Source organism: Nonomuraea endophytica, from assembly GCF_014203235.1.
In the GTDB taxonomy this organism is placed as follows: Bacteria; Actinomycetota; Actinomycetes; order Streptosporangiales; family Streptosporangiaceae; genus Nonomuraea; species Nonomuraea endophytica.
In genome coordinates, this window is the sequence record NZ_JACHIN010000001.1 from 713,870 (window position 1) to 736,521 (window position 22,652).

Genomic DNA, 22,652 nt, shown 5'->3' on the forward strand with positions numbered 1-22,652 from the left:
TAAGACGCTTAACGGCTACGCGAGGTTCACCACGAGAGCCGTGGCGATGGCGCCGATTCCCTCGCCCCTGCCGGTGAACCCGAGCCCGTCGGTCGTCGCCGCCGAGACGCTCACCGGAGCGCCCACGATCGCGCTCAGGACCTTTTCCGCCTCCGCGCGCCGCGGGGCCAGCTTGGGCCGGTTTCCGACCACCTGGACGGCCACGTTGCCGATCTGGAATCCGGCCTCGCGCACGAGGCGTACGGTCTCCTCCAGCAGCACCGCGCCGGACGCGCCCGCCCAGCGGGGGTCGGAGGTGCCGAAGACGGCGCCGAGGTCGCCCATGCCGGCCGCCGACAACAGCGCGTTGCAGGCCGCGTGAGCGACCGCGTCCGCGTCGGAATGGCCGTCGAGCCCGGTCTCGCCCGGCCAGTGCAGGCCCGCGAGATACAGTTCGCGCCCAGATGCGAACGGGTGGACGTCGATACCGACGCCCACCCGGGGAAGTTGCGCGTTCAGGAGTTGAGGACCTCGTCGAGCAGGGCCTCGGCCTTGTCCTCATTGGTCTTCTCGGCGAGTGCGAGCTCGCTCACGAGAATCTGCCTGGCCTTGGCGAGCATGCGCTTCTCACCCGCGGACAGGCCGCGCTCGCGGTCCCTCCGCCACAGGTCCCGAACCACTTCGGCGACCTTGTTGACATCGCCGGAAGCGAGCTTCTCTAGATTGGCCTTGTAACGGCGAGACCAGTTGGTCGGCTCCTCGGTGTGCGGCATCCGAAGAACGTCGAAAACCCGCTCGAGGCCTTCCTGGCCGACAACATCACGTACGCCGACAAGTTCTGCGTTTTCTGCTGGCACCTGGACGGTTAGGTCGCCCTTGTCGACCTTGAGCACCAGGTAGGTCTTTTCCTCACCCTTGATGGTTCGGGTCGTGATTGCTTCGATCCGAGCAGCCCCATGGTGGGGGTAGACGACAGTGTCGCCGACCTGGAAAGTCATGTGACAAGTACCCCTTCCGCTGTACTCCAGGGTACCACGCATCCACAGCCTCCCGGAACAGTGAAATCACCATAACTGCAGGTCAAAGCCGCATATTAGGGGTTGACATCCCTTCAACTCTGTGAATCACAAATGCTGACATACCGAATGACCTGCAGGGGCGCGGATATGACCATGGAATAGGCCGGATATGGTGGGCGCTGCCCACTCACACGCACGCGCGAGACCTAGGAGTTACCCCCGTGACCAGCCGTCGCTGGATTGTCGCCGCCGCCGCGTTCCTCGCGGCCCCCGTGCTGGCCGGCTGTGCCGCTGGGTTCGACGCCAACACCAACAAACCGTACGCACCCGTCGAAGCCGGTGCCCTTATCGAGAACGGCGCGTACGGCGCCCGCGGCGTCCAGATCCCCCAGGCGTTCATCCTCGGCCCCGACGCGGGCGCACAGCTCGCCCAGGGCGGCCAGGCCCCCGTCTACCTCAACGTGATCAGCCCCGCCGGTGACTCCATCCAGGCCGTCAGCTCCGACGTCGGCGCGGCCAAGCTGACGGCGCCCGTCACGATCCCGGCCGGCGTGCTCACCAGCACCGGCAAGCCGGCGCCCCAGATCATCATCCAGGGCCTGTCCAAGCCGCTGCACGGCGGCGAGAGCGTGCGCCTGTCCGTCCAGTTCGCCAAGGCGGGCCAGGTCGACCTGCACGTGCCCGTGGTCACCCGCAGCCGCGAGTTCGCCGCCTACCCCGCGGCCCCCGGCGCCACCCCCGCGCCGTCCCCCTCGCCCTCCGCCAGCCACTCGGCCACGACGGGCGGGCACTAAAAGCCTTCTCTCCGGTACGCCGGGCGGCCCGCCGTACCGGAGAAAGCACGACGCCCAGGGCGCGAGCCCTGGGCGGTCACTCCTCCACGGCGTCGAACTTGTAGCCCAGACCGCGCACCGTCAGGATGCAGCGGGGGTTGGACGGATCGGCCTCGATCTTGGCGCGCAGCCGCTTCACGTGCACGTCGAGCGTCTTGGTGTCGCCCACGTAGTCGGCGCCCCAGACCCGGTCGATGAGCTGGCCGCGCGTCAGCACGCGACCGGCGTTGCGGAGCAGCACCTCGAGCAGCTCGAACTCCTTCAGCGGCAACTGGACCTGCTCGCCGCGGACCGCGACCACGTGCCGGTCGACGTCCATGCGGACCGGGCCGACGGCCAGGACGGCGCTCTCCAGCTCCTCCACGACGTCACCCTGGCGGCGCAGCACCGCGCGGATGCGGGCGACGAGCTCGCGGGACGAAAAGGGCTTGGTGACGTAGTCGTCGGCGCCCAGCTCAAGACCCACCACCTTGTCGATCTCACTGTCCTTGGCGGTCAGCATGATGACCGGGACCTTGGAGCGCTGGCGCAGCGAGCGGCAGACTTCGGTGCCGGGCAGTCCGGGGAGCATCAGGTCGAGCAGGACCAGGTCGGCGCCGTTGCGGTCGAAGGTGTCCAGTGCTTCGGGGCCGGTCGCGGCGACGGAGACCTCGAAGCCCTCCTTGCGGAGCATGTACGAAAGGGCGTCGGAGAACGACTCCTCGTCCTCCACTACGAGAACGCGCGTCATTGGACTGCCTCCAGGGGAATCGAAGGTGGTACAGCAACCGCCGTCCCGCCGAACGCGGGCAGGCGGAGGGTGAAGGTCGAGCCGGAGCCTTCCTTGCTCCACACGGACACCTCGCCCGCGTGGGCGACGGCGACGTGCTTGACGATGGCCAGGCCCAGGCCGGTGCCGCCGGTCGCGCGTGAGCGGGCGGCGTCGACGCGGAAGAAGCGCTCGAAGATGCGCTCCAATGCCTCTTCCGGGATGCCGATGCCCTGGTCGCTCACGCTGATCTCGACGGAGTCGCCGGCCGGCCTGACGCTGACGACGACCCTGGTGTGCTCGGGGCTGTAGGCGATGGCGTTGGAGATGAGGTTGCGCAGGGCGGTGACGAGGAGCTCGTCGTCGCCCCAGATGCGCAGCCCTTCCGTGCCGCCGGAGACGAGGGTGATGTCCTTGGCGACGGCCTTGGTGTTGCAGTGGTCGATGGCGTCGTTGACGGCCTCGTCGATGGCGACCTGGCCGGGGGTGGGGATGGGTTCGGCGCCCTGGATCCTGCTGAGCGTGATCAGGTCCTGGACGAGGTAGGTGAGCCGGGCCGCCTCGTGCTGCATGCGGCCGGAGAAGCGGGTGACGGCCTCGGGGTCGTCGGCGGCGTCCTGGATGGTCTCGGCCAGCAGGCTGAGCGCGCCGACGGGGGTCTTGAGCTCGTGGCTGACGTTGGCGACGAAGTCGCGGCGGACCGCCTCGACCCGCCGGCGTTCCGTCTGGTCCTCGGCCAGCACCAGGACCTGTCCGTGGGAGCCCAGCGGCGCCACGCGTACCGCGAAGCAGGTGGTCTCCTGGCCGAACTTGTGGCCGGCCACGTCGATCTCGCTCTCCCGGATCTCGCCGTCGCGGCGGACCTGCCGGGCCAGCGCGAGGAGCTCGGCGGCCATGAGACGGTCGCCCTTGACCAGCCCGAACGCGCGGGCGGCCGAGCTGGCGCGCAGGACGCGGTCGTGGGCGTCGAGGACGACGGCCGAGGAGGGCAGCACCGCGAGGACCGAGGCGACGCCCTGCGGCAGGGCACCGGTCTCGGTGTCGTCGGTGTTCTCGTCTCTGGCGCGCGTCTCGATCTGGTTGCGATAGAAGAGGACGGCCACGGCTCCCACAACGAAGCCGGCCAGGGCCGCGAAGCTCAGGGCCATCTCACTCATGTCTTCGATGGTAGGTGGCCCGTGAGCCGTAACAGACCCTCTACCTGCGCATGAACGGTCCTTTCCCGGAAAGTTCACCTTGCGGTCGGGGTTCGTTCACAGATCTACACGTACCGTGACGACATGCGCGACGCGTACCATGAAGAACTTGACTCCCTCACGGACAAACTGGTGGAAATGACCAGGCTTGTCCGGTCCGCCATTTCGCGGGCCACCACCGCCCTCCTCGACGCCGACCTACAGCTGGCCGAGAGCGTCATCTCCCGTGACGAGGAGGTGAACAGGCTCTTCGCGGAGATCGAGACCACCATCTTCGAGCTGATGGCACGGCAGCAGCCCGTCGCCGTCGACCTCCGCATGGTGATCACCGCTCTGCGCATGGGAACCGACCTGGAACGCATGGGCGACCTGGCCGGGCACGTGGCCAAGGTCGCGCGCCTGCGCCACCCGGACTCGGCCATCCCGCCGGAGATGCGCGCGACCATACTGGAGATGGGCCAGATCGCCGAGAACCTCATCACCAAGGCCGGCAGCTCCGTCGCCTCGCGCGACGTGGAGTCGGCGCTGGAGCTCGAGCAGGACGACGACGCGATGGACAAGCTGCACCGGCGGCTGTTCCGCAGGATCCTGTCCAAGGACTGGGCGCACGGCGTGGAGCCCGCGATCGACATAACGTTGATCGGCCGCTACTACGAGCGCTATGCCGACCATTCGGTACGGGTCGCCCGCGACGTCGTCTACCTCGTCACCGGCTCCCGGCCCGGCTAGGAAACCAGATCGGGGCTACCCGGATCGGTGGGTAGCCCCTGCATGGGTTTTCAGCGGCCCTGGTTGGCCACGGCCTCGATGGCCGCCTTCGCGGCGTCGGGGTCGAGATAGGTGCTCTTGACCGGCTTGTAGTCGGCGTCCAGGTCGTAGACCAGCGGGATGCCGGTCGGGATGTTCAGCCCCGCGATGTCCGCGTCGGAGATGCCGTCGAGGTGCTTGACCAGCGCGCGCAGCGAGTTGCCGTGCGCGGCCACCAGCACGGTACGGCCCGCCGCCAGGTCCGGCACGATCTCGTCGTACCAGTACGGCAGCATGCGGTCGACCACGTCCTTCAGGCACTCGGTCCGCGGCTGCAGCTCGTCGGGCAGCCAGGCGTAGCGGGCGTCGCCGGCCTGCGAGAACTCGTCGTCGTCGGCGATCGGCGGCGGCGGAGTGTCGTAGGAGCGGCGCCACAGCATGAACTGCTCCTCGCCGAACTCCTCGCGCGTCTGCGCCTTGTTCTTGCCCTGCAGCGCGCCGTAGTGGCGCTCGTTCAGCCGCCAGGAACGCTTGACCGGCAGCCACGCCAGCCCGGCCGTGCCCAGCGCGAGCTGCGCCGTCTGGATGGCCCGCACCAGCAGGCTGGTGTGGACCACGTCCGGCAGCACGCCGGCCTCGGTCAGGAGGCGTCCGCCGCGCCTGGCCTCCTCCTCGCCCTTGGCCGAAAGGCTCACGTCCACCCAGCCGGTGAACAGCCCCTTGGCGTTCCAATCGCTCTCGCCATGCCTTAGCAGCACCAAAGTCGCCATGGCGACAATCTTAGGAGCCGGGGTCGGCGAAGTGGGCGAACGCCTGGAGGTTCTTGAGTGACTCGCCCCGTTTGACCCGCCATTCCCACTCGCGCTTGATGGTGGAGGCGAAGCCGAGCTCGAGTGCCCTGTTGAACCAGTCGTCGGAGTAGGTCAGGACGCAGCCGAGCAGGCGGTCGATCTCCTGCTCGCTGATGGCGTCCAGGGGGATCCGGCCGACGAGGTAGACGTCGCCGACGGGGTCGAGGGCGAAGTGCACGCCGTACATGCCGCCGTTCTTGGACAGCAGGAAGCGGTAGAACTGGGCGTGGTTCTCGTCGGGCTGGCGGCAGAAGAACGCCTCCACCAGCATGGCCTGGTCGCCGATGACCAGCCAGGTCACGGTGGCGAGCTTGCGCTTGCCGGGCAGGGTGACCACGAACGCGCCCGGCCGTTCCTCCTCGAAGGGCACCTCGGCGGCCTTCAGCGCCGCCTCCACAACCTCGCGCGTGTTCACCGGGTCACTCACCCTCCTCATTCGCTACGCGGACCGCTCCCTCCGGTCGCGGGCCGCTTCGCTCACTGCGTCGGGTTCGCTCCCGCCCCCACACCCTACGAGTTGACGGCGACCGGCATCCGGTGGAGGTGGGCCAGCGCGCCCGCGTACACCTCCATGAGGCGTGACGCGGTGGACTGCCAGCCGAAGGCGGCGGCGTGGGCGCGCGCGCCGGACGCGAGGCCGTCGCGCCAGCGCGGCGCGGTGACGAAGCGCCGCAGCGCCAGCGCCCAGTCCTGCGGGTCGTGGCCGTCGACGAGCAGTCCAGACACTCCATCGCGTACGGCGGTGCGCAACCCGCCCACCGAGGCCGCGGCCACCGGGGTGCCGCAAGCCTGGGACTCCAGGGCGACGAGGCCGAACGACTCGCTGTAGGAGGGCACCACGGTCACGTCGGCCGCGCGGTACCAGTCGGCCAGCTCCTCCTGCGGCGCCGGCGGCACGAGCCGGACCACGTCCGCGATGCCCAGCTCGGCGGCCAGGTCGACGAGGACGTCGGGGCGGGCCAGGCCGTTGCCCGACGGGCCGCCGACACAGGCGACCACGAGGCGCGAACGCAGCGACGGGTCCTCGATCAACATCCGGGCCGCGGCGCGCAGGAGCACGTCGGGGGCCTTGAGCGGCTGGATCCTGCCCACGAACAGCAGCAGGTGCGCATCCTGCCGCACCCCCAGCCTGCGCCGGGCGGCGCCCTGGGAGGCGGGCTGGAAGACAGTGAGGTTGACGCCCGGGTTGACGACGGCCACGCGGTCGTCGGGCGCGCCGTACAGGTCCTTGAGCTCGCGCGCCTCGTCGGAGGTGTTGGCGACCAGGCGGTCGGCGACCTCGACGACCTGCTCCTCGCCGAGCACGCGGGCGGGCGGCTCCGGGCGGTCGCCGGCGGCCAGCAGGAGGTTCTTGACCTTGGCCATGGTGTGCATGGTGTGGACCAGCGGCACGCCCCAGCGTTCCTTGGCCAGCCAGCCGACCTGGCCGGACAGCCAGTAGTGGGAGTGGATGACGTCGTAGCGGCCCGGGTCGTACATGGCCTCGGTCCGCAGCACGCCCGACAGGAACGCGCACAGCTGGCCGGGCATGTCGGCGCGATCCAATTCCTCGTACGGCCCGGCCGTCACGTGCCTGACCGAGACGCCCGGCGCGATCTCCGCCACCGGAGGCAGGGCGCTGCCGGTCTGCCGGGTGAAGATCTCCACCTCGACGCCCAGTTCTGCCAGTCGTTTGGCGGATTCGACGATGTACACGTTCATCCCACCCGCATCGCCGGTGCCCGGCTGGTCCAGGGGGGATGTGTGCATGCTGATGGTCGCCACGCGGTTGACCCGTCGACGCCTCACCGTCACCACCTCCAACCTGGCTACAACCAGGCGGACCTAAGCCGCATTCCCGACAAACACCGACAACCCAACATCCAGACCAAACCCAGGGGCACCCCTACACCCCTTGACGAACCCCACCCCCAAACCCCACCAAACCCACCCACCCCCGACCCACCCGCTCCCACCTCCCCCGGCCAGCCCCCAAACCCACCGCTTGGCCCACCACGACACCTCCCGGCGAGCGGTCCCACCCCGGGAAGGCCACATGGCGAGCAACCCACGGCCGCCCGTGGCACGCGGCTCATGGCACCGCTTGCCGCACCCCGGGCCGACCACTTCCCCGAGACGCCGCATTCCGGGCCGTCCACCTCCCCGGAGGCCCAGGGCACGGGCTCCGCCTCCGGGCGTCGCTCAGGGCCTACTCCGGCGGTCCAGGGTGGGCCTCCTAGACGGCTGGGGGCTGCTCCGGAGGTCCGGGTGTGCCTTCCTGGTGATGCCCAGCCGCAACTCCGAGGGCGGGGGGTGGGCCTCCCAGGCAACGCCCGGGGCCAATCCGGAGGTCCGAGGTGGGCCTCCCGGCCGACGCCGGGGCTAATCCGGGGCACGGGAGGCGGGGCAGGGTGGGGGTTCTGGGGACGGGTGGGGGTTGGGGGTGCGTGGAAGGATGGGTGGCATGACGAAGACGGCAGTGGTGACCGGTGCGAGCAGCGGCATCGGGGCGGCGACCGCGCGGCGGCTGGCCGCGGAGGGGTACGAGGTCGTGGCGGGCGCCAGGCGGCTGGACCGGCTGGAGAAGCTGGCCGCCGAGGTCCCCGGCATCCGGGCGGTGGAGCTCGATGTCACCTCCAGTGAGTCCGTGGACGCCTTCGTGGCCGGGCTGGAGCGGTGCGACGTGCTGGTCAACAACGCGGGCGGCGCGCTCGGGACGGAGACCGTGGCCGAGGCGCGGCTGGAGGACTGGCAGAGCATGTACGACACCAACGTCCTCGGTTCGCTCCGGGTGACGCAGGCGATCCTGCCGAAGCTGGTCGAGTCCGGCGACGGCGTGCTGGTGATGCTGACCTCCACCGCAGGGCTGGTCTCCTACGAGGGCGGCGGCGGCTACTGCGCGGCCAAGCACGCCCAGACGGCCATGGTCGAGACCCTCCGCCTGGAGCTGGTCGGCAGCCCGGTGCGCGTCGTCGAGATCGCGCCGGGGATGGTGCGGTCGGAGGGGTTCGCGGTGACCAGGTTCCGTGGCGACTCGGAGGCCGCGGCCCGCGTCTATGCCGGTGTGCCCGACCCGCTTTCCTCCGACGACGTGGCCGACGCGATCGCCTGGTGCGTCACCCGCCCCGCGCACGTGAACGTCGACCGCCTCGTCATCCGCCCCCGCGCCCAGGCGGCCCAGCACAAGGTGCACCGCGTAAGTGCGTAGGCCGGTCGGGGAGATCACCAGGGGGACGACCGGGTTCAACCGGCTGCGCAGGGCCGATCGCTGGCTGGCCGCCGTGCACGGCAACGTCCTGCGCGCCGCCGCCCGCCCGCTGGTGGTCGATCTCGGCTATGGGGCTTCGCACACGACCACGCTGGAGCTGTTCACCCGGTTGCGCAGGATCCGTCCCGACGTCGAGGTGATCGGCATCGAGATCGATCCGGCGCGGGTGGCGCTGGCGCGGCCGTACGAGCGCGAGGGGTTGTCCTTCCGGCTGGGCGGCTTCGAGCTGCCGGTCCCGCGCCCGCCGGACGTGGTGCGCGCCTTCAACGTCCTTCGCCAGTACGGCGAGGCCGACGCGTGGCACTACTGGCAGGAGCTGTGCGCCAAGCTCGCGACCGGCGGCGTGCTGGTGGAGGGCACGTGTTCGGAGGTGGGGCACCGGGCGGTCTGGGTGGGCCTGGACAGGAACGGCCCGCGGACGCTGACGTTCTCGGCCAGGTTCGACGCCTTCGAGCGGCCGTCCGATCTGGCCGACCGGCTGCCCAAGACGCTCATCCACCGCAACGTGCCCGGTGAGCGCATCCACGCCTTCCTCAAGGACTGGGACCACGCCTGGGCGGTCAGCGCCCCCTATGGCGCGCACGGCCTGCGTCAGCGCTGGCTGGCGGCGGTGGAGACGCTGGGAGCCACCTGGCCCGTCCCCCAGCATGCGCCTCTGGGCGGACGGACCAGGTGGCGGCTCGGGGAGCTGACCATCCCCTGGTCCGCCACTGGCTGATCTTCCTCAGCCCCTCCTCACACGACAAGTCGTGAGATGTCACGATTTCCTGGCAAATTTCATAATCAAGTCGTTGAAGGTGCCGTAAGCGGTGGCGTCGAAGAGCACGAACCGCACCTCCACCACCGACGTTTCCGCAGCCGAGACGGTTTCCAGGGCGATCCTCGCGGCGTCGGCCATCGGCCATCCGAAGATGCCCGTGGAGATCGCCGGGAACGCGACCGTACGCGCGCCGAGCTCGTCGGCCACCCGCAGCGACTCGCGGTGGCACGAGGCCAGCAGCGCCGAGCGGTCCTCCCCCGGCGCGTACACGGGCCCGACCGTGTGGATGACCCAGCGGGCCGGCAGCCGTCCGGCGGTCGTGGCGACGGCCTGGCCGGTGGGCAGCCCGCCCCTGTGGGAGGAGGCGCGCAGCCGCCGGCACTCCTCCAGGATCTCGGGACCACCTCGCCCGTGGATGGCGCCGTCCACCCCCGCGCCGCCCAAGAGCGAGGAGTTCGCGGCGTTCACCACCGCGTCGACCTCCTGCGTGGTGATATCTCCCTGTACCAGAGTGATGTCCATCTCACCGACCTCCCGAATGGCTGCTCGACAACCTGTAGTACTACGCTGGAGCGTGTGAAGGGTCTTGGCGAGCTTGAGCGCAGCATCATGGACATCCTCTGGGCGCAGAGCAGCCCGCTGACAGCCCGCGAGGTCGGCCGGCTCATCGCCGAACGCGACCTCGCCCCCACCACGGTCATGACCGTTCTCGACCGTCTTACCCGCAAGGGCTTCCTCAAGCGCATCCGCGACGGCCGCGCGTGGCGATACGAACCGGCGGAAAGCCGCGACTCGTACATCGCCGAGCTTATGCTGGAGGCTCTGGAAATGACGGGCGACCGTTCGGCCGCCCTGACCCGCTTCGCCCAGGCGGTCCCCGCCTCCGAGGCGGAGATCCTGCGCAAGGCCCTTACGGAGCTGGAGGACGAGTGATCACCGCCACCGCGCTGGCTGCGCTCGCGACCGCGTGCGCGCTCGGTGCTTGGCGTTTCACCTCCGCTTGCTGGACCTACCGCGCGCCCCGCGTGGCCATCGTTCTGTGGCAGGCGCTCGGGCTGGCCTGGGGGCTGGCGACCACCGGGTCGATGCTGGCTTATGCCGTCCAGCCCTATGACCGCGGGCTCCTGCACGGGCTGATCGCCGTCGCGCAGGGCCGCGAGCCGGTGTCGCCTTGGGACGGGCCGCATCTGTTCGCGCTGGTCGCGGGGCTGACCGCGCTGGCCGTACTCGTGGCCGTGACCCTGACCGCGGCCGCGCAGACCCTGCGCGCCCGCCGCCGCCACCGCACGCTGCTGGCGCTCATCGCCCGCGACGACCCGTTCGTGCCCGGCGTGCGCGTGCTCGACCATCCGGGCGCCGCCGCCTACTGCGTGCCCGGCCTGCGTTCGCAGGTCGTGATCAGCGCGGGCGCGATGGAGCTGCTGTCCGACGACGAGCTGACCGCCGTGCTCGCCCACGAGGCCGCGCACGTGCGCGAGCGTCACGACCTGGTGCTGCTGCCGTTCGGCGCGCTGCGCCGCGTGCTGCCCTGGTCGAAGGTCGTGCGCGACGCTCAGGCGCAGGTCGAGCTGCTGGTGGAGATGGCCGCCGACGACCGTGCCCGCCGCTACTGCTCACCCCGGCGCCTCGCCACCGCCCTCCTGCGTTTTGGTACGGCCGGCGCCATGCCCACCCCGCACGGAATGCTGGGCAGCGTGACCGCAGCCAACGTCATGGCCCGGGTGAACCGCCTGGTCAAGCCCGATCCCGAGCTGCAGCCCCACTTCCGCTACGGCTACCTCGGCCTGTCGGCCGCGCTGCTGGTCTCCGCCGCCAGCCTCTGGGTGATCCCGCTCTGAGTGCTTGCATCTGCTAGCTCAGCGTTTGCAATTGCAAGCACTTTGGGTAGACTACGGGCATGGCACTACCCAAGGTCGGCTCGATCGGCGAGTACATCCGCGAGCAGCGGCAGCAGGCGAAGATCTCGCTGCGCCAGCTTGCCGCCGCGGCGGGGGTCTCCAACCCCTACCTCAGCCAGATCGAGCGCGGGCTGCGCAAGCCGAGCGCGGAGATCCTCAACCAGATCGCGAAGGGTCTCCACATCTCGGCGCAGGCGCTCTACGTCCAGGCGGGCCTCATCGAGGACAAAGAGCCGCCGAGCGACGTCGAAGCGGCGATCCGGGCCGACACGCACATCACCGGGCGGCAACGCCAGGTGCTCATTGATATCTATGAATCGTTCCGCAAGGAGAACCGCGCCGAGGAGGGGCAGACCTCCCAGAATGCCCATCCCCAGCGCGACCCGGAATCGGACGACGTAACGCTGCCCGAGGATCTTCTCGCCGCTCTCGAACCCTTCGCGGCGAACCCCGGCAACAGCACCGTCACCCAGGAAACCAAGGAAGGTTAACCCATGACGCTTGCAACCGAGGTCAAGAAGCTGACCGAGTCCAAGCCGTTCTACGCGGTCGCCGGCGCCGGCGACTTCGCGGTGGAGAAGCTGCGCGAGCTGCCCGAGCAGCTGCAGAAGCTGCAGGCCCGCCGCGGCGAGATCGCCAAGGACCTGCCGGAGCGGGCCCGTGAGCTCACCGGCAAGGCCGAGGGCTTCGCGAAGGACTTTCCGGAGAAGGCCCGCGCCTACGCCGGTGAGCTCGGTCACAAGGCCACCGAGGTCTACGAGGAGTTCGCCAGCCGCGGCCGCAAGGTCGTCAGCAAGGTCAGCGGCGAGGCCGCGCTGGAGCTGGAGGAGGTCTCCGAGGCCGCCGAGCCGGCTACCGCCACCCCCATCACTCCCGCCAAGAAGACCACCCGCACCCCCAAGGCAAAAGCCTGAGCGTGCGTCACGAGGAGCCCGTCCCGGTCCGGGGCGGGCTCTTTCGTTGCCCGCATGCCCGAGTTGCGCACTAGGCTGGGCGCGACAACGCAGCCTGGGGCGGAGCCAACATGAGCATGATCAATGGCGTTCTCAACATCCTTTTCCTGGTGCTGGCCACGGGCATCTTCGGCATGTCGGTTTATGCGCTGATCCACGCGGTGCGGGTGACGCCGAACGCCTTCGTCTCGGCGGGCAAGCTGAAGAAGAACCTGTGGCTGCTGATCCTCGGCCTGGCCACCCTGTTCTCGGCCGCCGGCGCCTGGTCCTACTTCAACGCGTTCATGGTGGTCGGCGGGGCCGCGTTCATCGGCATCGGCCTGGGCCTCTTCTCGATCCTCGCGGTGATCGCGGCCACGGTTTACATCGTGGACGTCAAGCCCGCCGTGAAGGGCATGGGCGGCCGGGGCGGCAACAACGGCCCCTACGGCCCCTGGTGAACCGCCGCCGGGCCTAGCGCCGCCGACAGCCACTGAGCCAGGCGGGCGTGGCCGGTGAAGGTCGGGTGGACGCCGTCCGGGAGCAACACCTCGGAGCGGCGGCCGGTGACCCAGCGCTGCTTCAGCGGATCCAGGAACGTGACACCCTCGCGGGCGGCGACCTCGGCCAGGGCGTCGCGCACGGCGTAGGCCTTGGGCGGGGCGTCGGCCAGCCAGATCGGGCCGACCATGACGACGCGGGTCTCCGGCCAGCGGGCGCGGGCGGTCCAGAGGAGTCTGGCGGCGGCCCGCCGTACACCCAGGGTGGGCCAGCGGCGGTCGTTGTGGCCGCCGGAGATGACGAGCAGGTCGGGGGCGGGGCGCCAGGAGAGCTCGGCGTCGAAGGAGTCCTGGAAGCTGCGGCCGACGCGGCCCTTGTTGATGTAACCGGTGCCGCCCGCGCCGGCGATCACGGGCTGCCAGCCGAGCAGGCGGGCGGTCTCGGCGGCGTAGGAGCTCCAGGTGGGGACGGGGCCGGAGCCGACGGTGAAGCTGTCGCCGACGAACATGAGCACCGGCGTGGACTTCTGCGGGACCGGGGTCGGGTCCAGGCCCGCCGTCTCGCCCGCCGCACTGCCGCATCCGGAACAAAACGCCATCATCAGGGCGGCCGGTGCGATCAGCTGTCGATGCATCAGGCCGCGCATGACCACCTCATGAGCTCTAAGCTGCCGGACATGAGCTCCGACCTCTACGGGCGCACTGAGCGTCTCGAGCTGTCCGACCAGAACCTGCGCGAATTCGAGGCTGTCGTGCTGGACTCGACGCCCGACGGGATCGTCTTGAGCAGGTCGGCATTCTACCCAGGCGGCGGCGGTCAGCCGGCCGATCACGGAGTTCTGCTCTGGCTGGGCGTGGAAACCCGGATCGCCGGGGTACGCAAAGGCGACGATCTCCACCTGATCCCGGCCGAGGGCGATCCGGTGCCCCCGGTGGGCACGGTGGTGCGCGCCGCGGTGGCCGACGAGCGGCGTTCGGCGCTGATGCGCACGCACTCGGGGCTGCACGTCCTGTGCGGGGTGGTCTTCCGCGACTACGGCTCACTGGTCACCGGCGGGAACATGGAGCCGTTCACCGCCCGCATGGACTTCAACCTCCCCGAGGTCCCGCCGGGCTTCAAGGAGGCGGTCGAGGACGCCTGCAACGCCGAGGTCACCGCCGACCGGCGCATCGACATCCGGGTGCTGCCGCGCAAGGAGGCGTTCGACATCCCCGACATCATCCGCACCGCCACCAACCTCGTCCCCGAAGAGGTCGAGGAAGTGCGCATCGTGGACATCGTGGGCCTCGACACCCAGGCCGACGGCGGCACCCACGTGGGCTCCACCGCCCAGATCGGCCGGATCAAGGTCACCAAGATCGAGAGCAAGGGCAAGGGCTTCCGCCGCCTGCGCATCGCGATCTCCGACTGACCTCACACCTCCGGCGGTTACGACAGGGCGACGACGGTGATCGGCATGTCAGCTGGCGGCCTCGACGTTGATCATGTCGAGGGTTCGATGAGGGTGGCCAGGCCGTTCAGGAGCGGGGTCAGGCCGAACTCGAAGAAGGCGTCCAGGTCGAGGTCGTAGTCGTCGCCAAGCCCGGCGACGACGGCGGCGAAGTGCGGGTAGGCGCCGGAGGCCTCCAGGGCCGCCAGTCCGGGCCCCTGCGCGTCCATCCACTCGTCGTCGCCCATGCCCGTGGCCGCGTCCTGCTGGGCTTCCCGCTCCAGGTGTACGGCCACGCCCTGCACGTAGTTGTAGACAAGCACGTGGATGTTCTGCCTGGTCAGGGCGTCGAGCCCATAGCCGTCCAGCGAGGCCAGGGCGTACTCGGCGTGCCGCATCAGGTTGGGCACGATCAGCGGCCTGGTCAGCGCGGTGACGTGCGGCAGCCAGGGATGGCGGCGGTAAAGCGCCCACAGGCCGCGCGCCGACAGCTCGAACCGGGCCCGCCAGCCCTCGGGCAGCGGCAGCGGGTAGTCGAACTCACCGTAGGCGGCGTCGGCCATCAGCCGCACCAGGTCCTCCTTGCCGCCCACGTGGCGGTAGAGGGACATGGTGGCGGCGCCGGTCTTGGCGGCGATGCCGCGCATGGACAGCGCGGCCAGGCCCTCGGCGTCGGCGATCTCGATGGCGATCCTGACGATCCGCTCGCGGGTGAGGTCGGAGGGCGTGGGGGTGCGGTCGCGAGCGGGCCCGCCGGCGACCGTGCTGCCGACGCGGGGCTCGGAGGTGATCACGCCCTCCTGGGCCAGGAGCGTCAGCGCCTTGGCCGCCGTGGCCAGCGCGACGTTCCAGTCGCGGGCCAGGCCGCGGGTGGACGGGACCTTGTCGCCCGGCTTCAGCTCGCCTTCTGCGACGCGCCGCTTGATGTCGGCCACGATCCGGATGTAGGGCGGGGTCATGGGAGCCTCCTGTTCTAGTACAGAAGGTAGCAGAAATGCCTGTTGCACGGCCTGTGCGTACTGTGTACAGTCAGTCTGCGTACAGCGTCAACGACTGAACGGGAGAACCATCGTGAACGTCCTCATCTCCGGCGCCAGCATCGGCGGCACGGTCCTGGCCTACTGGCTGCGCGAGCGCGGCGCCCAGGTCACGCTCGTCGAGCGAGCCCCGGCGCCGCGCGGCGGCGGGCAGGCCATCGACATCCGCGGCGCGGCGCTGACCGTGGCCGAGCGCATGGGGGTCCTGGAGGCGGCCAGGGCGCTCAAGACCGAGATGCTCGGCATGTCGGTGATGGACGGCGACGGCAACGAGGTCATGCGCTCGGAGGAGTCGACCTTCAGCGGCGGCCGCCTGGACAGCCCGGACATCGAGATCATGCGCGAGGACCTGATGGGGCTGCTCCTGGGCGCGGTGGAGGGTGTGGAGATCCTGTGGGGCGACTCGATCGACTCGCTCGACGACGACGGCTCCGCCGTACAGGTGAGATTCGAGAGGAACGCGCCGCGCGCCTTCGACATGGTGGTCGGCGCGGACGGCCTGCACTCCAACACCCGCGCGCTCGTCTTCGGCGAGGAGGGGCAGTTCGTGGAGCATCTCGGCACCTACCTGGGGCTGTTCCGCGCCGAGAACTTCCTCGACCTCGACCGCTGGCAGGTCTGGCACCGCGAGGGCACGGCCGGCTTCGGCCTCTACCCGGCCAGGGGCAACGGCGAGCTGGTCGTGAACCTGGGCTTCGAGTCAGAGCCGATCGCCTACGACCACCGCGACACCGAGCAGCAGAAGCGGCTGCTCGCGGCGGCCTGCGCGGACCTGCGCTGGGTCACGCCCAAGCTGCTGGAGGCGATGTGGGCGGCCGGCGACTTCTACTTCGACGTGATGGCGCAGATCCACCTGCCCGAATGGCACAGGGGCAGGGTCGCGCTGGTGGGTGACGCCGCCTTCTGCGCCTCGCCGAAGTCGGGCCAGGGGACCAGCCTGGCGATGGTCGGCGCGTACGTGCTGGCCGAGGAGATGGCGGCGGGCGGCGGGTTCGGGCGCTACCAGGAGCGGATGCGCGAGTACGTCGAGCTCAACCAGGCGCTGGCCAAGGAGAACCCGGTCGGGCCCGCCTCCGAGGAGAGCGTGCGGCGCGCGGCCGACGCGATCACTCTTTGAGCCCGCGCCACGTGGGGTGGCGCAGGACGCCGTCCCTGGTCCAGCCGGCGTACTCCACCTCGCCGGCCAGCCGGGGCTCCACCCAGTGGGCCGGCTCGGGCGCCACCCCCGCGAACGGCGAGGCCGGGCGGACCAGCGGCGCCATCCGGGCCGAGAGGTCGCGCAGCATGTGCTCGGTGAACCCGGTGCCCACGTGACCCACGTACCGCAGCCCGCCGGCGTCGGGCACGCCCACCAGCAACGACCCGATCGTCCCCGACCGGCGGCCCTCACCCGGCTTCCAGCCCCCGACCAGCACGTCCAGCATCAGCGTGTTCTTGACCTTGACCCACAGCTCGCTGCGCCGTCCCGGCAGGTAGGGCGAGTCGAGCCGCTTGCAGACGACGCCCTCCAGGCCGTGCTCGCGGGCCACGTCCATGACCACGCCGGCGCTGCCGGGGAACGACGGCGGCACCCGCACCCGCCCCCGGTCCAGGGCCAGCTCCTCCAGCAGCGCCCGCCTCCGCTCGTACGGCATGCGCAACGTCGACCGCCCGTCCAGGTGCAGCACGTCGAACGCGTGGTACAGGACCGGCACCGTGGCCAGCAGCGACCGGCTCGGCGACCGGACGTGCATGCGCGACTGGAGCCGCCCGAAGTCCGGCGCCCCCGACGAGTCGAGCGCGACGACCTCGCCGTCGAGCACCATGTTCCGCGCACCGGCCAGGTCCGCGAGGAGCTCCGGATAGGCGCCGGTCACCTCGCGGTCGTTGCGCGAGAGCAGGCGTACCTCACCGCCGAGCAGGTAGGCGACGGCGCGTACCCCGTCCCACTTGAACTCGGCGGCCCACGCCGCCTCCTGCGACGCGATGGGCAGCTCCCCGCTGACCGCCAGCATCGGCCTGATCAGCATCATTCCCCCTGGTCAGAGGCATACCCCTGCCAGACATAGGGCGAACCGATACGATTTGCCGCCATGACCGGAATCAGGCTGACGCTGGCCTTGCTGGGCGCCGCCGCCCTGACGCTGACCGCGGTTCCCGCGCACGCGAGCGCGGCCGCCGCACCGATCACCGACCAGGTCAGCCTGGAGCTGCGCAAGGACGGCGTGCTCCAGGTCAGCGAGAAGATCGGCGGCACGGGCGAGGTCAAGCGGACCTTCCTCACCAGGACCCGCTACGACGACGGCAACGACCGCGTCTACCAGATCGCCAACGTCAAGGGCGGCCAGCTCGCCGGTGACGTGCTCACCGTGAAGGCCCCCGCCACCGTCACCTACGAGGTGAAGGGCACGGTCACGCCGTCCGGCGGCGTGGAGGAGCTGCGCTGGTTCGCGGTCAACGGCTGGAACGTCCCGGTCTCCAAGGCCACGGTGAAGGTCACCGGAGCCGGCATGGTGCAGAACCTGTCGTGCTTCGCCGGGGAGCTGACCTCGGCCATCGGCTGCACCAGCGCCTCCATGGACCACGGCGCCACCCAGGCCGACTTCGAGCAGGAGAACCTCGCGCCCGGCGAGGCCCTCACCGTCGTGGTCGGCTATCCCAAGGGCACCAGCTCCGGCACGCCCATCCTGGAGCGCCGCTTCTCGCTGGCCGGCGCGTTCACGCTCAACGGGATCACCGGCGGCGCCCTGGCCGCGCTGCTGGTGCTGATGCTGGGCGGGATCGGGCTCCTGTACTGGACGCGGGGGCGGGACGCGCGGATCGCCGGTCAGGACAACTCCATCGACCCCGTGCAGAACGGGCACTTCTCGCCGCCTGACGGGGTACGGCCCGGCCAGATCGGCACGCTCGTGGACGAACAGGCCGACGTGGTCGACGTGACCGCGACGATCGTGGACCTGGCGGTGCGCGGGTACCTGCGGATCGACGAGCGGCCCAGGCAGGCCTACGACGCGCCGGACTGGACGCTGGTCAGGCTGCCGACCGCGCCGGTCGAGGCGTTGCTGCCGTACGAGAAGGCGTTGTACGACGCGGTGTTCGAGGGCCGGGACGCCGTCCTGCTCTCCGAGTTGTCCGGATCTTTCGCGAAAAATCTCGGGAAAGTGCGGGATGAGTTGTATGCGGATGTCGTGCGGCAGGGGTGGTTCGCCCGGCGGCCCGACACCGAGCGGACCCGCTGGACCACGATCGGCTTCGTCCTCATCGGCGCGGGCATCCTGGCCACGGTGGGGCTGGCCTGGTTCACCACCTACGGGCTGCTGGGCCTGGCCCTGATCATCGCGGGGGCGGCCCTGGCGGTGGGCGGGCAGTTCATGCCGGCCAAGACCGCCAAGGGCTCGGCCGCGCTGGCGCACACGCTGAGCTTCCGGCAATACCTGTTCTCCGGCGAACTGGCCAATGTCCCCGAACAGCACCGAGTCGAGCTTTTTTCGCGATACTTGCCCTACGCCGTGATTTTTGATGGCGTGGAGCATTGGTCGCGGGTGGTGGCCTCGGTCACCGGCAACGGCCACCAGGCCGACAACCTGTACTGGTACCACGGGCCAGCCGAATGGGACCTGTCCAAGTTCGCCGGCTCGATGCGTACCTTCACCACCACCACCTCCGGCGCGATCTCCGCCACCCGGCAGCTGCGCTCGCTGTGAACGCGGAGGAGCTGGAGCGCCACCGCAGGGAGTTGCACGTTCACTGCTACCGGATGCTCGGCTCCTACCATGAGGCGGAGGACCTGGTCCAGGAGACGTTCCTGCGCGCCTGGCGCAAGCGCGAGGCGCCGCCGGACAACCTGAAGGCCTGGCTGTACAAGATCGCCACGAACGCCTGCCTCGACTTCCTGCGCGCCCACCCCCGGCGCCCGGAGCCGCTCGAAACGCCCATGGCGGCCGACGCGGGGATGCCGTGGCCGGTCTCCACCCACGTGCCCTGGATCAGCCCCTACCCGGACGGCCTCCTCGACTCGGTCATCGAGCGCGAGACGATCGAGCTGGCCTTCCTCGTGGCGATCCAGCACCTGCCCGCCAAGCAGCGGGCCGTCGTCATCCTGCGCGACGTGCTCGGCTGGTCCGCGCCGGAGACCGCCGAGGCGCTGGACACGACGGTCACCGCGGTCAAGAGCGCCCTGCAGCGGGCCAGGCCGGTGCTGCGCGAGCACCTGCCGACCCAGCGGATGAGCTCGGGCAGCGCCGACGAGCTGGCCGTGGTGCGCACGTACATCCACGCGCTCGAACAGGGCGATCCGTCGGTCCTGCCCGCACTGCTCAAGTCGGACGTCTGGCAGACCATGCCGCCCACCCCGGGGTGGATCCTCGGCCGCGACGCGTTCGTCTCCTCGTGGGGCCCGCAGATGTCCGGCGAGGGCTCGTGGGGCGACTGGCGGGTGCTGCCCGCCCGGGTCAACCGCCAGCCCGCGATCGCCGCGTACCTGCGCCGGCCGGGCGAGGAGCTCTTCTCGGCGTTCTGGCTCGGCGTCTTCCGCATGGAAGGGCCGCTGATCAGCGAGATCACCACCTTCGGCAACGAACTTTTCCCGGAGATGGGACTGCCCGATTCCTTTTCCGGCGATGCCTCGTCATATGGGCATGACTGATCTGCAGAAGAACGTACAGGCCACGATCGACGAGCTCGTGGAGACCGGTGTGGAGCGCGGTGTCCAGGTCGCCGTGTACCGAGGGGGCGAGCTCGTGGTGGACGCGGTCGCCGGTCTCGCCGACCCCGCCACCGGCCGCCCGATGACCTCCGACACCCCGGTCTACGTGACCTCCACCGGCAAGGGCATGATCGCCACGGTCGTGCACCTGCTGGCCGAGCAGGGCGTCCTCGCCTACGACACGCCGATCGCGGAGTACTGGCCCGAGTTCGCCGCCCATGGCAAGGAGCGGGCCACCGTACGGCATGCCCTCAGCTACCGGGCGGGCGTGCCCGGCGTGCCCGTGGACACCACAGCGGCGGACATCGCGAACTGGGACAAGATGTGCGCGGCCATCGCCGACGAGAAGCCCTGGTGGGAGCCGGGCACCACGATCGGCTACCACCCGCAGTCCTGGATGTACATCATGGGGGAGATCGTCCGCCGGGCGTCCGGCAGGACCGTCTCCCAGGTCCTGCGCGAGCAGGTCGCGCTGCCGCTGGGCGTCGCCGACGAGCTCTACCTGGCCGTGCCCGCCGCCGAACTGCCGCGCCTGGCCGTCATCGAGGAGCCCGAGGGCCCGCCGATGGAACTGACACCGGAGATGACGGCGCAGATCCCGTTCTTCCGCGTGGTGGACGGCTACACCGCCGCACCGATGGCGGCCCTGCCCGACGCCGCGTTCAGCAACCGGCCCGACGTCCTGACCAGCGACGCCGGCGCCACGGCCACCGCCAGGGGCCTGGCCCGCATGTACGACGCCCTGCTCAACGGCCTGATCCCGGCCGCGCGGCTGGCCGAGGTCACCTCGGTGCACGCCACCGGGACCGACGAGGTCGTCGGCATGCAGGCGACCTGGGGGCTCGGGTACTCCGTCGGGCTGACCCAGGTGCTCGACCGGCCCACGTACTTCGGCATGGGCGGCAGCGGCGGCACCGCGGCCTTCGCCGACCGGGCCACCGGGCTCGCGATCGGGATCACCAAGAACCGGATCGGCGCCGGTGACCCGTTCGAGACGGTGGACAGGATCGGGCAGGTGATCCTATAGACGGATGTGGCCGAGCTCGACGGCCTTGCTGACGGCCGCGGTCCTGGTGTCGACGCCGAGCTTGCCGTACACGTGATTGAGGTGGGTCTTGACCGTCGCCTCGGTGATGAACAGGGCCTTCGCGATCTCCTTGTTGCCCGCCCCGCGGGCCAGGAGTTCCAGGATCTCGATCTCGCGGGTGGTGAGCGCCGGGCCGGGGTCGCGCATGCGGCGCATCATGCGGGTCGCCACCCTGGGCGAGAGGGCCGTCTCGCCCCTGGCGGCGGCCCTGATCGCCTGGAACAGCTCGTCCGGCGGGCAGGCCTTGAGCACGTAGCCGGTGGCGCCCGCGTCGATGGCGCGCACGATGTCGGCGTCGGTCTCGTAGGTCGTCAGGACCAGCACCTGCGGCGCGTCGTCGAGCGCGCGCACCTTCCTGGTCGCCGCGACGCCGTCGGGGCCGTCGCCGAGCTGCAGGTCCATGAGCACCACGTCGGGACGGCGCAGCGCGATCAGCCGGAGGGCGTCGTCGGCGTTCTCCGCCTCGCCCACGATCTCCATGTCGGCCTCGCCGCCGACCAGCGCCGCGATGCCCGCCCTGACCACCGGGTGGTCGTCGACCAGGAACAGCTTCATACCGGAATCCTCGCAGCCACCGCCGTGCCCTCCCCCGGCGCGCTCTCCACCGTCAGCGTGCCGCCCACCTCGGCGACCCGGTCGCGCATCGCCCGCAGGCCGTAGCCGCGCCCCGGGCGGGTCACCGCCATGGTCTGGTCGAAGCCCACCCCGTCGTCGTACACGTCCAGCGTCACCTCGTCGTCGAGATAGGCGAGCGTCACGATCACCCGGCTCGCGCGGGCGTGCTCACGCGCGTTCGCCACCGCTCCCTGAGCCACTCTCAGCAGTACGGCCTGCGTCCCGTCGGCCAGCGGGAACTCCGTGCCCTCCAGCCGGAACTCCGCACCCAGCGCCGTCAGCGCCTCCGGCAGCGAGCGCACGGCCAGCGGCGCCGGCCCGAGGTCGCGGACGAACCGGCGGGCCTCGTCGAGGTTCTCCCCGGCCGCCTCGATCGCCGTCCTGACGTAGGAACGGGCCTGATCCGGGTCGGACTCCCAGACCCGCTCGGCCGCCTGCAGCAGCATGCGCTGGCTGGTCAGCCCCTGGGCGAGGGTGTCGTGGATCTCCCGCGAGAGGCGCTCGCGCTCCTGCATGATTCCCGCCTTCCTCAGCTCCCAGAAGATCACGATGGTCATGGCCGCCACGGCGATCGGCGCCAGCACCAGGCTCGGGTCGAACCGGTCGGACAGGCTGATCTGCGCCACGATCACCGCGACGGTCAGCACGGCCGCGGCGACCAGCGTCATCCGCAGCGACAGCAGCCGCAGGCACAGGTAAAGCAGCGGGATCGCGCACCAGGCGAACGACGGCGCCAGTTCCACCAGCACCAGCCAGCACCCGAGCACCACCGCCAGCCAGATCAGCCGTCCCCTGCGGCCCAGCCGCTCCCACAGCAGGACGCCGCCCGCGTACACGAGTGCCAGCAGGCCGGCGTCGGCCAGGGCCGCGATGGTCGTGAGGTCCATCGCGTGGCGTACCACCAGGCGGGAGGCGGAGGCGGCCAGCAACAGGAAGAAGCCGGCGTGCATCGCCCGGTTGAGCCAGATCCGCTCCATCTCACCCCCTCGCCGTGCTGCGAGCGTAGGCGGCGCCCCCGGCGCCCGCATCAACCGATCGATTGACCCGCCCCTCGACCGATTCTCTCCCACGCATCGACCGCTCTCCCGA

At 70.4% G+C, this 22,652-nt stretch carries 27 protein-coding genes; 14 read left to right on the forward strand and 13 right to left on the reverse strand.

The features are described from left to right. Positions 1–15: 15 nt before the first annotated feature. Both ispF and HNR40_RS03315 read right to left on the reverse strand, forming a co-directional pair. Positions 16–477, reverse strand: coding sequence for a 2-C-methyl-D-erythritol 2,4-cyclodiphosphate synthase (gene ispF / locus HNR40_RS03310; RefSeq protein ID WP_184958197.1), 462 nt, complete (start codon positions 475–477; stop codon positions 16–18). 17 nt (positions 478–494) lie between these two features. Beyond that, on the reverse strand, positions 495–977 hold the full coding sequence (locus HNR40_RS03315; RefSeq protein ID WP_030451583.1) for a CarD family transcriptional regulator: 483 nt from the start codon (positions 975–977) through the stop codon (positions 495–497). 242 nt (positions 978–1,219) lie between these two features. Between HNR40_RS03315 and HNR40_RS03320 the strand changes: the two genes are divergently transcribed. Then, entirely contained in the window at positions 1,220–1,792 is a 573-nt protein-coding gene (locus tag HNR40_RS03320; RefSeq protein WP_312896162.1) for a copper chaperone PCu(A)C, read from the forward strand. A gap of 76 nt (positions 1,793–1,868) precedes the next feature. On the opposite strand, the gene HNR40_RS03325 is transcribed toward HNR40_RS03320, so the two are convergent. Next, positions 1,869–2,561 (reverse strand): response regulator, encoded by a 693-nt coding sequence (locus tag HNR40_RS03325; protein ID WP_184958198.1) that lies wholly within the window; start codon positions 2,559–2,561, stop codon positions 1,869–1,871. After that, positions 2,558–3,736, reverse strand: a complete 1,179-nt coding sequence (locus HNR40_RS03330; protein ID WP_246508319.1) for a sensor histidine kinase — start codon at positions 3,734–3,736, stop codon at positions 2,558–2,560. Before HNR40_RS03330 ends, HNR40_RS03325 begins: the two co-directional genes overlap by 4 nt. 123 nt (positions 3,737–3,859) lie before the next feature. Here HNR40_RS03330 and phoU point away from each other — a divergent pair, with 123 nt between their 5' ends. Beyond that, positions 3,860–4,504: a phosphate signaling complex protein PhoU gene (gene phoU, locus HNR40_RS03335; protein ID WP_184958199.1), complete on the forward strand. Its 645-nt coding sequence runs from the start codon at positions 3,860–3,862 to the stop codon at positions 4,502–4,504. A gap of 50 nt (positions 4,505–4,554) precedes the next feature. Here the strand turns inward: phoU and HNR40_RS03340 are convergent, their stop codons facing one another. The 3 genes from HNR40_RS03340 to mshA all read right to left on the reverse strand — a co-directional run bounded on the left by HNR40_RS03340 (position 4,555) and on the right by mshA (position 7,167). Then, complete coding sequence (locus tag HNR40_RS03340; protein ID WP_184958201.1) at positions 4,555–5,292, reverse strand: phosphoglyceromutase; 738 nt, start codon at positions 5,290–5,292, stop codon at positions 4,555–4,557. Between the two features lie 10 nt (positions 5,293–5,302). Next, positions 5,303–5,788, reverse strand: coding sequence for a type III secretion system chaperone family protein (locus HNR40_RS03345; protein ID WP_376773432.1), 486 nt, complete (start codon positions 5,786–5,788; stop codon positions 5,303–5,305). A 95-nt stretch (positions 5,789–5,883) separates the two neighbouring features. Next, positions 5,884–7,167 (reverse strand): D-inositol-3-phosphate glycosyltransferase, encoded by a 1,284-nt coding sequence (gene mshA / locus HNR40_RS03350; protein ID WP_184958205.1) that lies wholly within the window; start codon positions 7,165–7,167, stop codon positions 5,884–5,886. 649 nt (positions 7,168–7,816) lie between these two features. Between mshA and HNR40_RS03355 the strand changes: the two genes are divergently transcribed. Continuing rightward, positions 7,817–8,560 (forward strand): SDR family NAD(P)-dependent oxidoreductase, encoded by a 744-nt coding sequence (locus HNR40_RS03355; protein ID WP_184958207.1) that lies wholly within the window; start codon positions 7,817–7,819, stop codon positions 8,558–8,560. Beyond that, positions 8,553–9,338, forward strand: coding sequence for an O-methyltransferase (locus tag HNR40_RS03360; RefSeq protein ID WP_184958209.1), 786 nt, complete (start codon positions 8,553–8,555; stop codon positions 9,336–9,338). The genes HNR40_RS03355 and HNR40_RS03360 overlap by 8 nt, the downstream gene beginning before the upstream one ends. Positions 9,339–9,377: 39 nt before the next feature. Here the strand turns inward: HNR40_RS03360 and HNR40_RS03365 are convergent, their stop codons facing one another. Next, positions 9,378–9,902: an O-acetyl-ADP-ribose deacetylase gene (locus HNR40_RS03365; protein ID WP_184958211.1), complete on the reverse strand. Its 525-nt coding sequence runs from the start codon at positions 9,900–9,902 to the stop codon at positions 9,378–9,380. 54 nt (positions 9,903–9,956) lie between these two features. On the opposite strand from HNR40_RS03365, the gene HNR40_RS03370 reads away from it, so the two are divergent. From HNR40_RS03370 to HNR40_RS03390, 5 genes are all read left to right on the forward strand, one after another. Then, positions 9,957–10,313 carry a BlaI/MecI/CopY family transcriptional regulator gene (locus HNR40_RS03370; RefSeq protein WP_312896163.1) on the forward strand — a complete coding sequence of 119 codons (357 nt, stop codon included), beginning with the start codon at positions 9,957–9,959 and terminating at the stop codon, positions 10,311–10,313. Further along, on the forward strand, positions 10,310–11,218 hold the full coding sequence (locus tag HNR40_RS03375) for a M56 family metallopeptidase (RefSeq protein WP_184958213.1): 909 nt from the start codon (positions 10,310–10,312) through the stop codon (positions 11,216–11,218). Before HNR40_RS03370 ends, HNR40_RS03375 begins: the two co-directional genes overlap by 4 nt. Before the next feature lie 59 nt (positions 11,219–11,277). After that, entirely contained in the window at positions 11,278–11,769 is a 492-nt protein-coding gene (locus HNR40_RS03380) for a helix-turn-helix domain-containing protein (protein WP_184958215.1), read from the forward strand. A gap of 3 nt (positions 11,770–11,772) precedes the next feature. Continuing rightward, positions 11,773–12,192 (forward strand): Tim44 domain-containing protein, encoded by a 420-nt coding sequence (locus HNR40_RS03385; RefSeq protein ID WP_184958217.1) that lies wholly within the window; start codon positions 11,773–11,775, stop codon positions 12,190–12,192. A gap of 110 nt (positions 12,193–12,302) precedes the next feature. Continuing rightward, positions 12,303–12,671 (forward strand): DUF2516 family protein, encoded by a 369-nt coding sequence (locus HNR40_RS03390; RefSeq protein WP_184958219.1) that lies wholly within the window; start codon positions 12,303–12,305, stop codon positions 12,669–12,671. Here the strand turns inward: HNR40_RS03390 and HNR40_RS03395 are convergent. After that, entirely contained in the window at positions 12,656–13,345 is a 690-nt protein-coding gene (locus tag HNR40_RS03395; RefSeq protein WP_184958221.1) for an SGNH/GDSL hydrolase family protein, read from the reverse strand. The genes HNR40_RS03390 and HNR40_RS03395 overlap by 16 nt on opposite strands. 42 nt (positions 13,346–13,387) lie before the next feature. Between HNR40_RS03395 and HNR40_RS03400 the strand changes: the two genes are divergently transcribed. Beyond that, entirely contained in the window at positions 13,388–14,122 is a 735-nt protein-coding gene (locus HNR40_RS03400; protein WP_184958223.1) for an alanyl-tRNA editing protein, read from the forward strand. A gap of 71 nt (positions 14,123–14,193) precedes the next feature. Here HNR40_RS03400 and HNR40_RS03405 read toward each other — a convergent pair whose 3' ends face one another. Further along, positions 14,194–15,099, reverse strand: a complete 906-nt coding sequence (locus HNR40_RS03405; RefSeq protein ID WP_184958225.1) for a TetR/AcrR family transcriptional regulator — start codon at positions 15,097–15,099, stop codon at positions 14,194–14,196. Between the two features lie 112 nt (positions 15,100–15,211). Between HNR40_RS03405 and HNR40_RS03410 the strand changes: the two genes are divergently transcribed. Further along, positions 15,212–16,294, forward strand: a complete 1,083-nt coding sequence (locus HNR40_RS03410) for an FAD-dependent monooxygenase (RefSeq protein ID WP_312896164.1) — start codon at positions 15,212–15,214, stop codon at positions 16,292–16,294. Here the strand turns inward: HNR40_RS03410 and ligD are convergent. Beyond that, positions 16,284–17,189 (reverse strand): non-homologous end-joining DNA ligase, encoded by a 906-nt coding sequence (ligD, locus tag HNR40_RS03415; RefSeq protein ID WP_184958227.1) that lies wholly within the window; start codon positions 17,187–17,189, stop codon positions 16,284–16,286. The two genes, HNR40_RS03410 and ligD, sit on opposite strands and share 11 nt — an antisense overlap. Positions 17,190–17,249: 60 nt before the next feature. Between ligD and HNR40_RS03420 the strand changes: the two genes are divergently transcribed. From HNR40_RS03420 to HNR40_RS03430, 3 genes are read left to right on the forward strand one after another with little or no spacing between them, the layout of a single operon-like run. Beyond that, positions 17,250–18,860 carry a DUF2207 domain-containing protein gene (locus HNR40_RS03420; RefSeq protein ID WP_184958229.1) on the forward strand — a complete coding sequence of 537 codons (1,611 nt, stop codon included), beginning with the start codon at positions 17,250–17,252 and terminating at the stop codon, positions 18,858–18,860. Next, positions 18,857–19,801: an RNA polymerase subunit sigma-70 gene (locus tag HNR40_RS03425; RefSeq protein ID WP_312896165.1), complete on the forward strand. Its 945-nt coding sequence runs from the start codon at positions 18,857–18,859 to the stop codon at positions 19,799–19,801. Before HNR40_RS03420 ends, HNR40_RS03425 begins: the two co-directional genes overlap by 4 nt. Further along, complete coding sequence (locus HNR40_RS03430; RefSeq protein ID WP_184958233.1) at positions 19,794–20,888, forward strand: serine hydrolase domain-containing protein; 1,095 nt, start codon at positions 19,794–19,796, stop codon at positions 20,886–20,888. The genes HNR40_RS03425 and HNR40_RS03430 overlap by 8 nt, the downstream gene beginning before the upstream one ends. On the opposite strand, the gene HNR40_RS03435 is transcribed toward HNR40_RS03430, so the two are convergent. Together HNR40_RS03435 and HNR40_RS03440 are read right to left on the reverse strand one after the other, a co-directional pair. Continuing rightward, positions 20,883–21,503, reverse strand: coding sequence for a response regulator (locus HNR40_RS03435; protein WP_184958235.1), 621 nt, complete (start codon positions 21,501–21,503; stop codon positions 20,883–20,885). The two genes, HNR40_RS03430 and HNR40_RS03435, sit on opposite strands and share 6 nt — an antisense overlap. Continuing rightward, positions 21,500–22,540: a sensor histidine kinase gene (locus tag HNR40_RS03440; RefSeq protein WP_184958237.1), complete on the reverse strand. Its 1,041-nt coding sequence runs from the start codon at positions 22,538–22,540 to the stop codon at positions 21,500–21,502. The genes HNR40_RS03435 and HNR40_RS03440 overlap by 4 nt, the downstream gene beginning before the upstream one ends. Between the last annotated feature and the right edge of the window lie 112 nt (positions 22,541–22,652).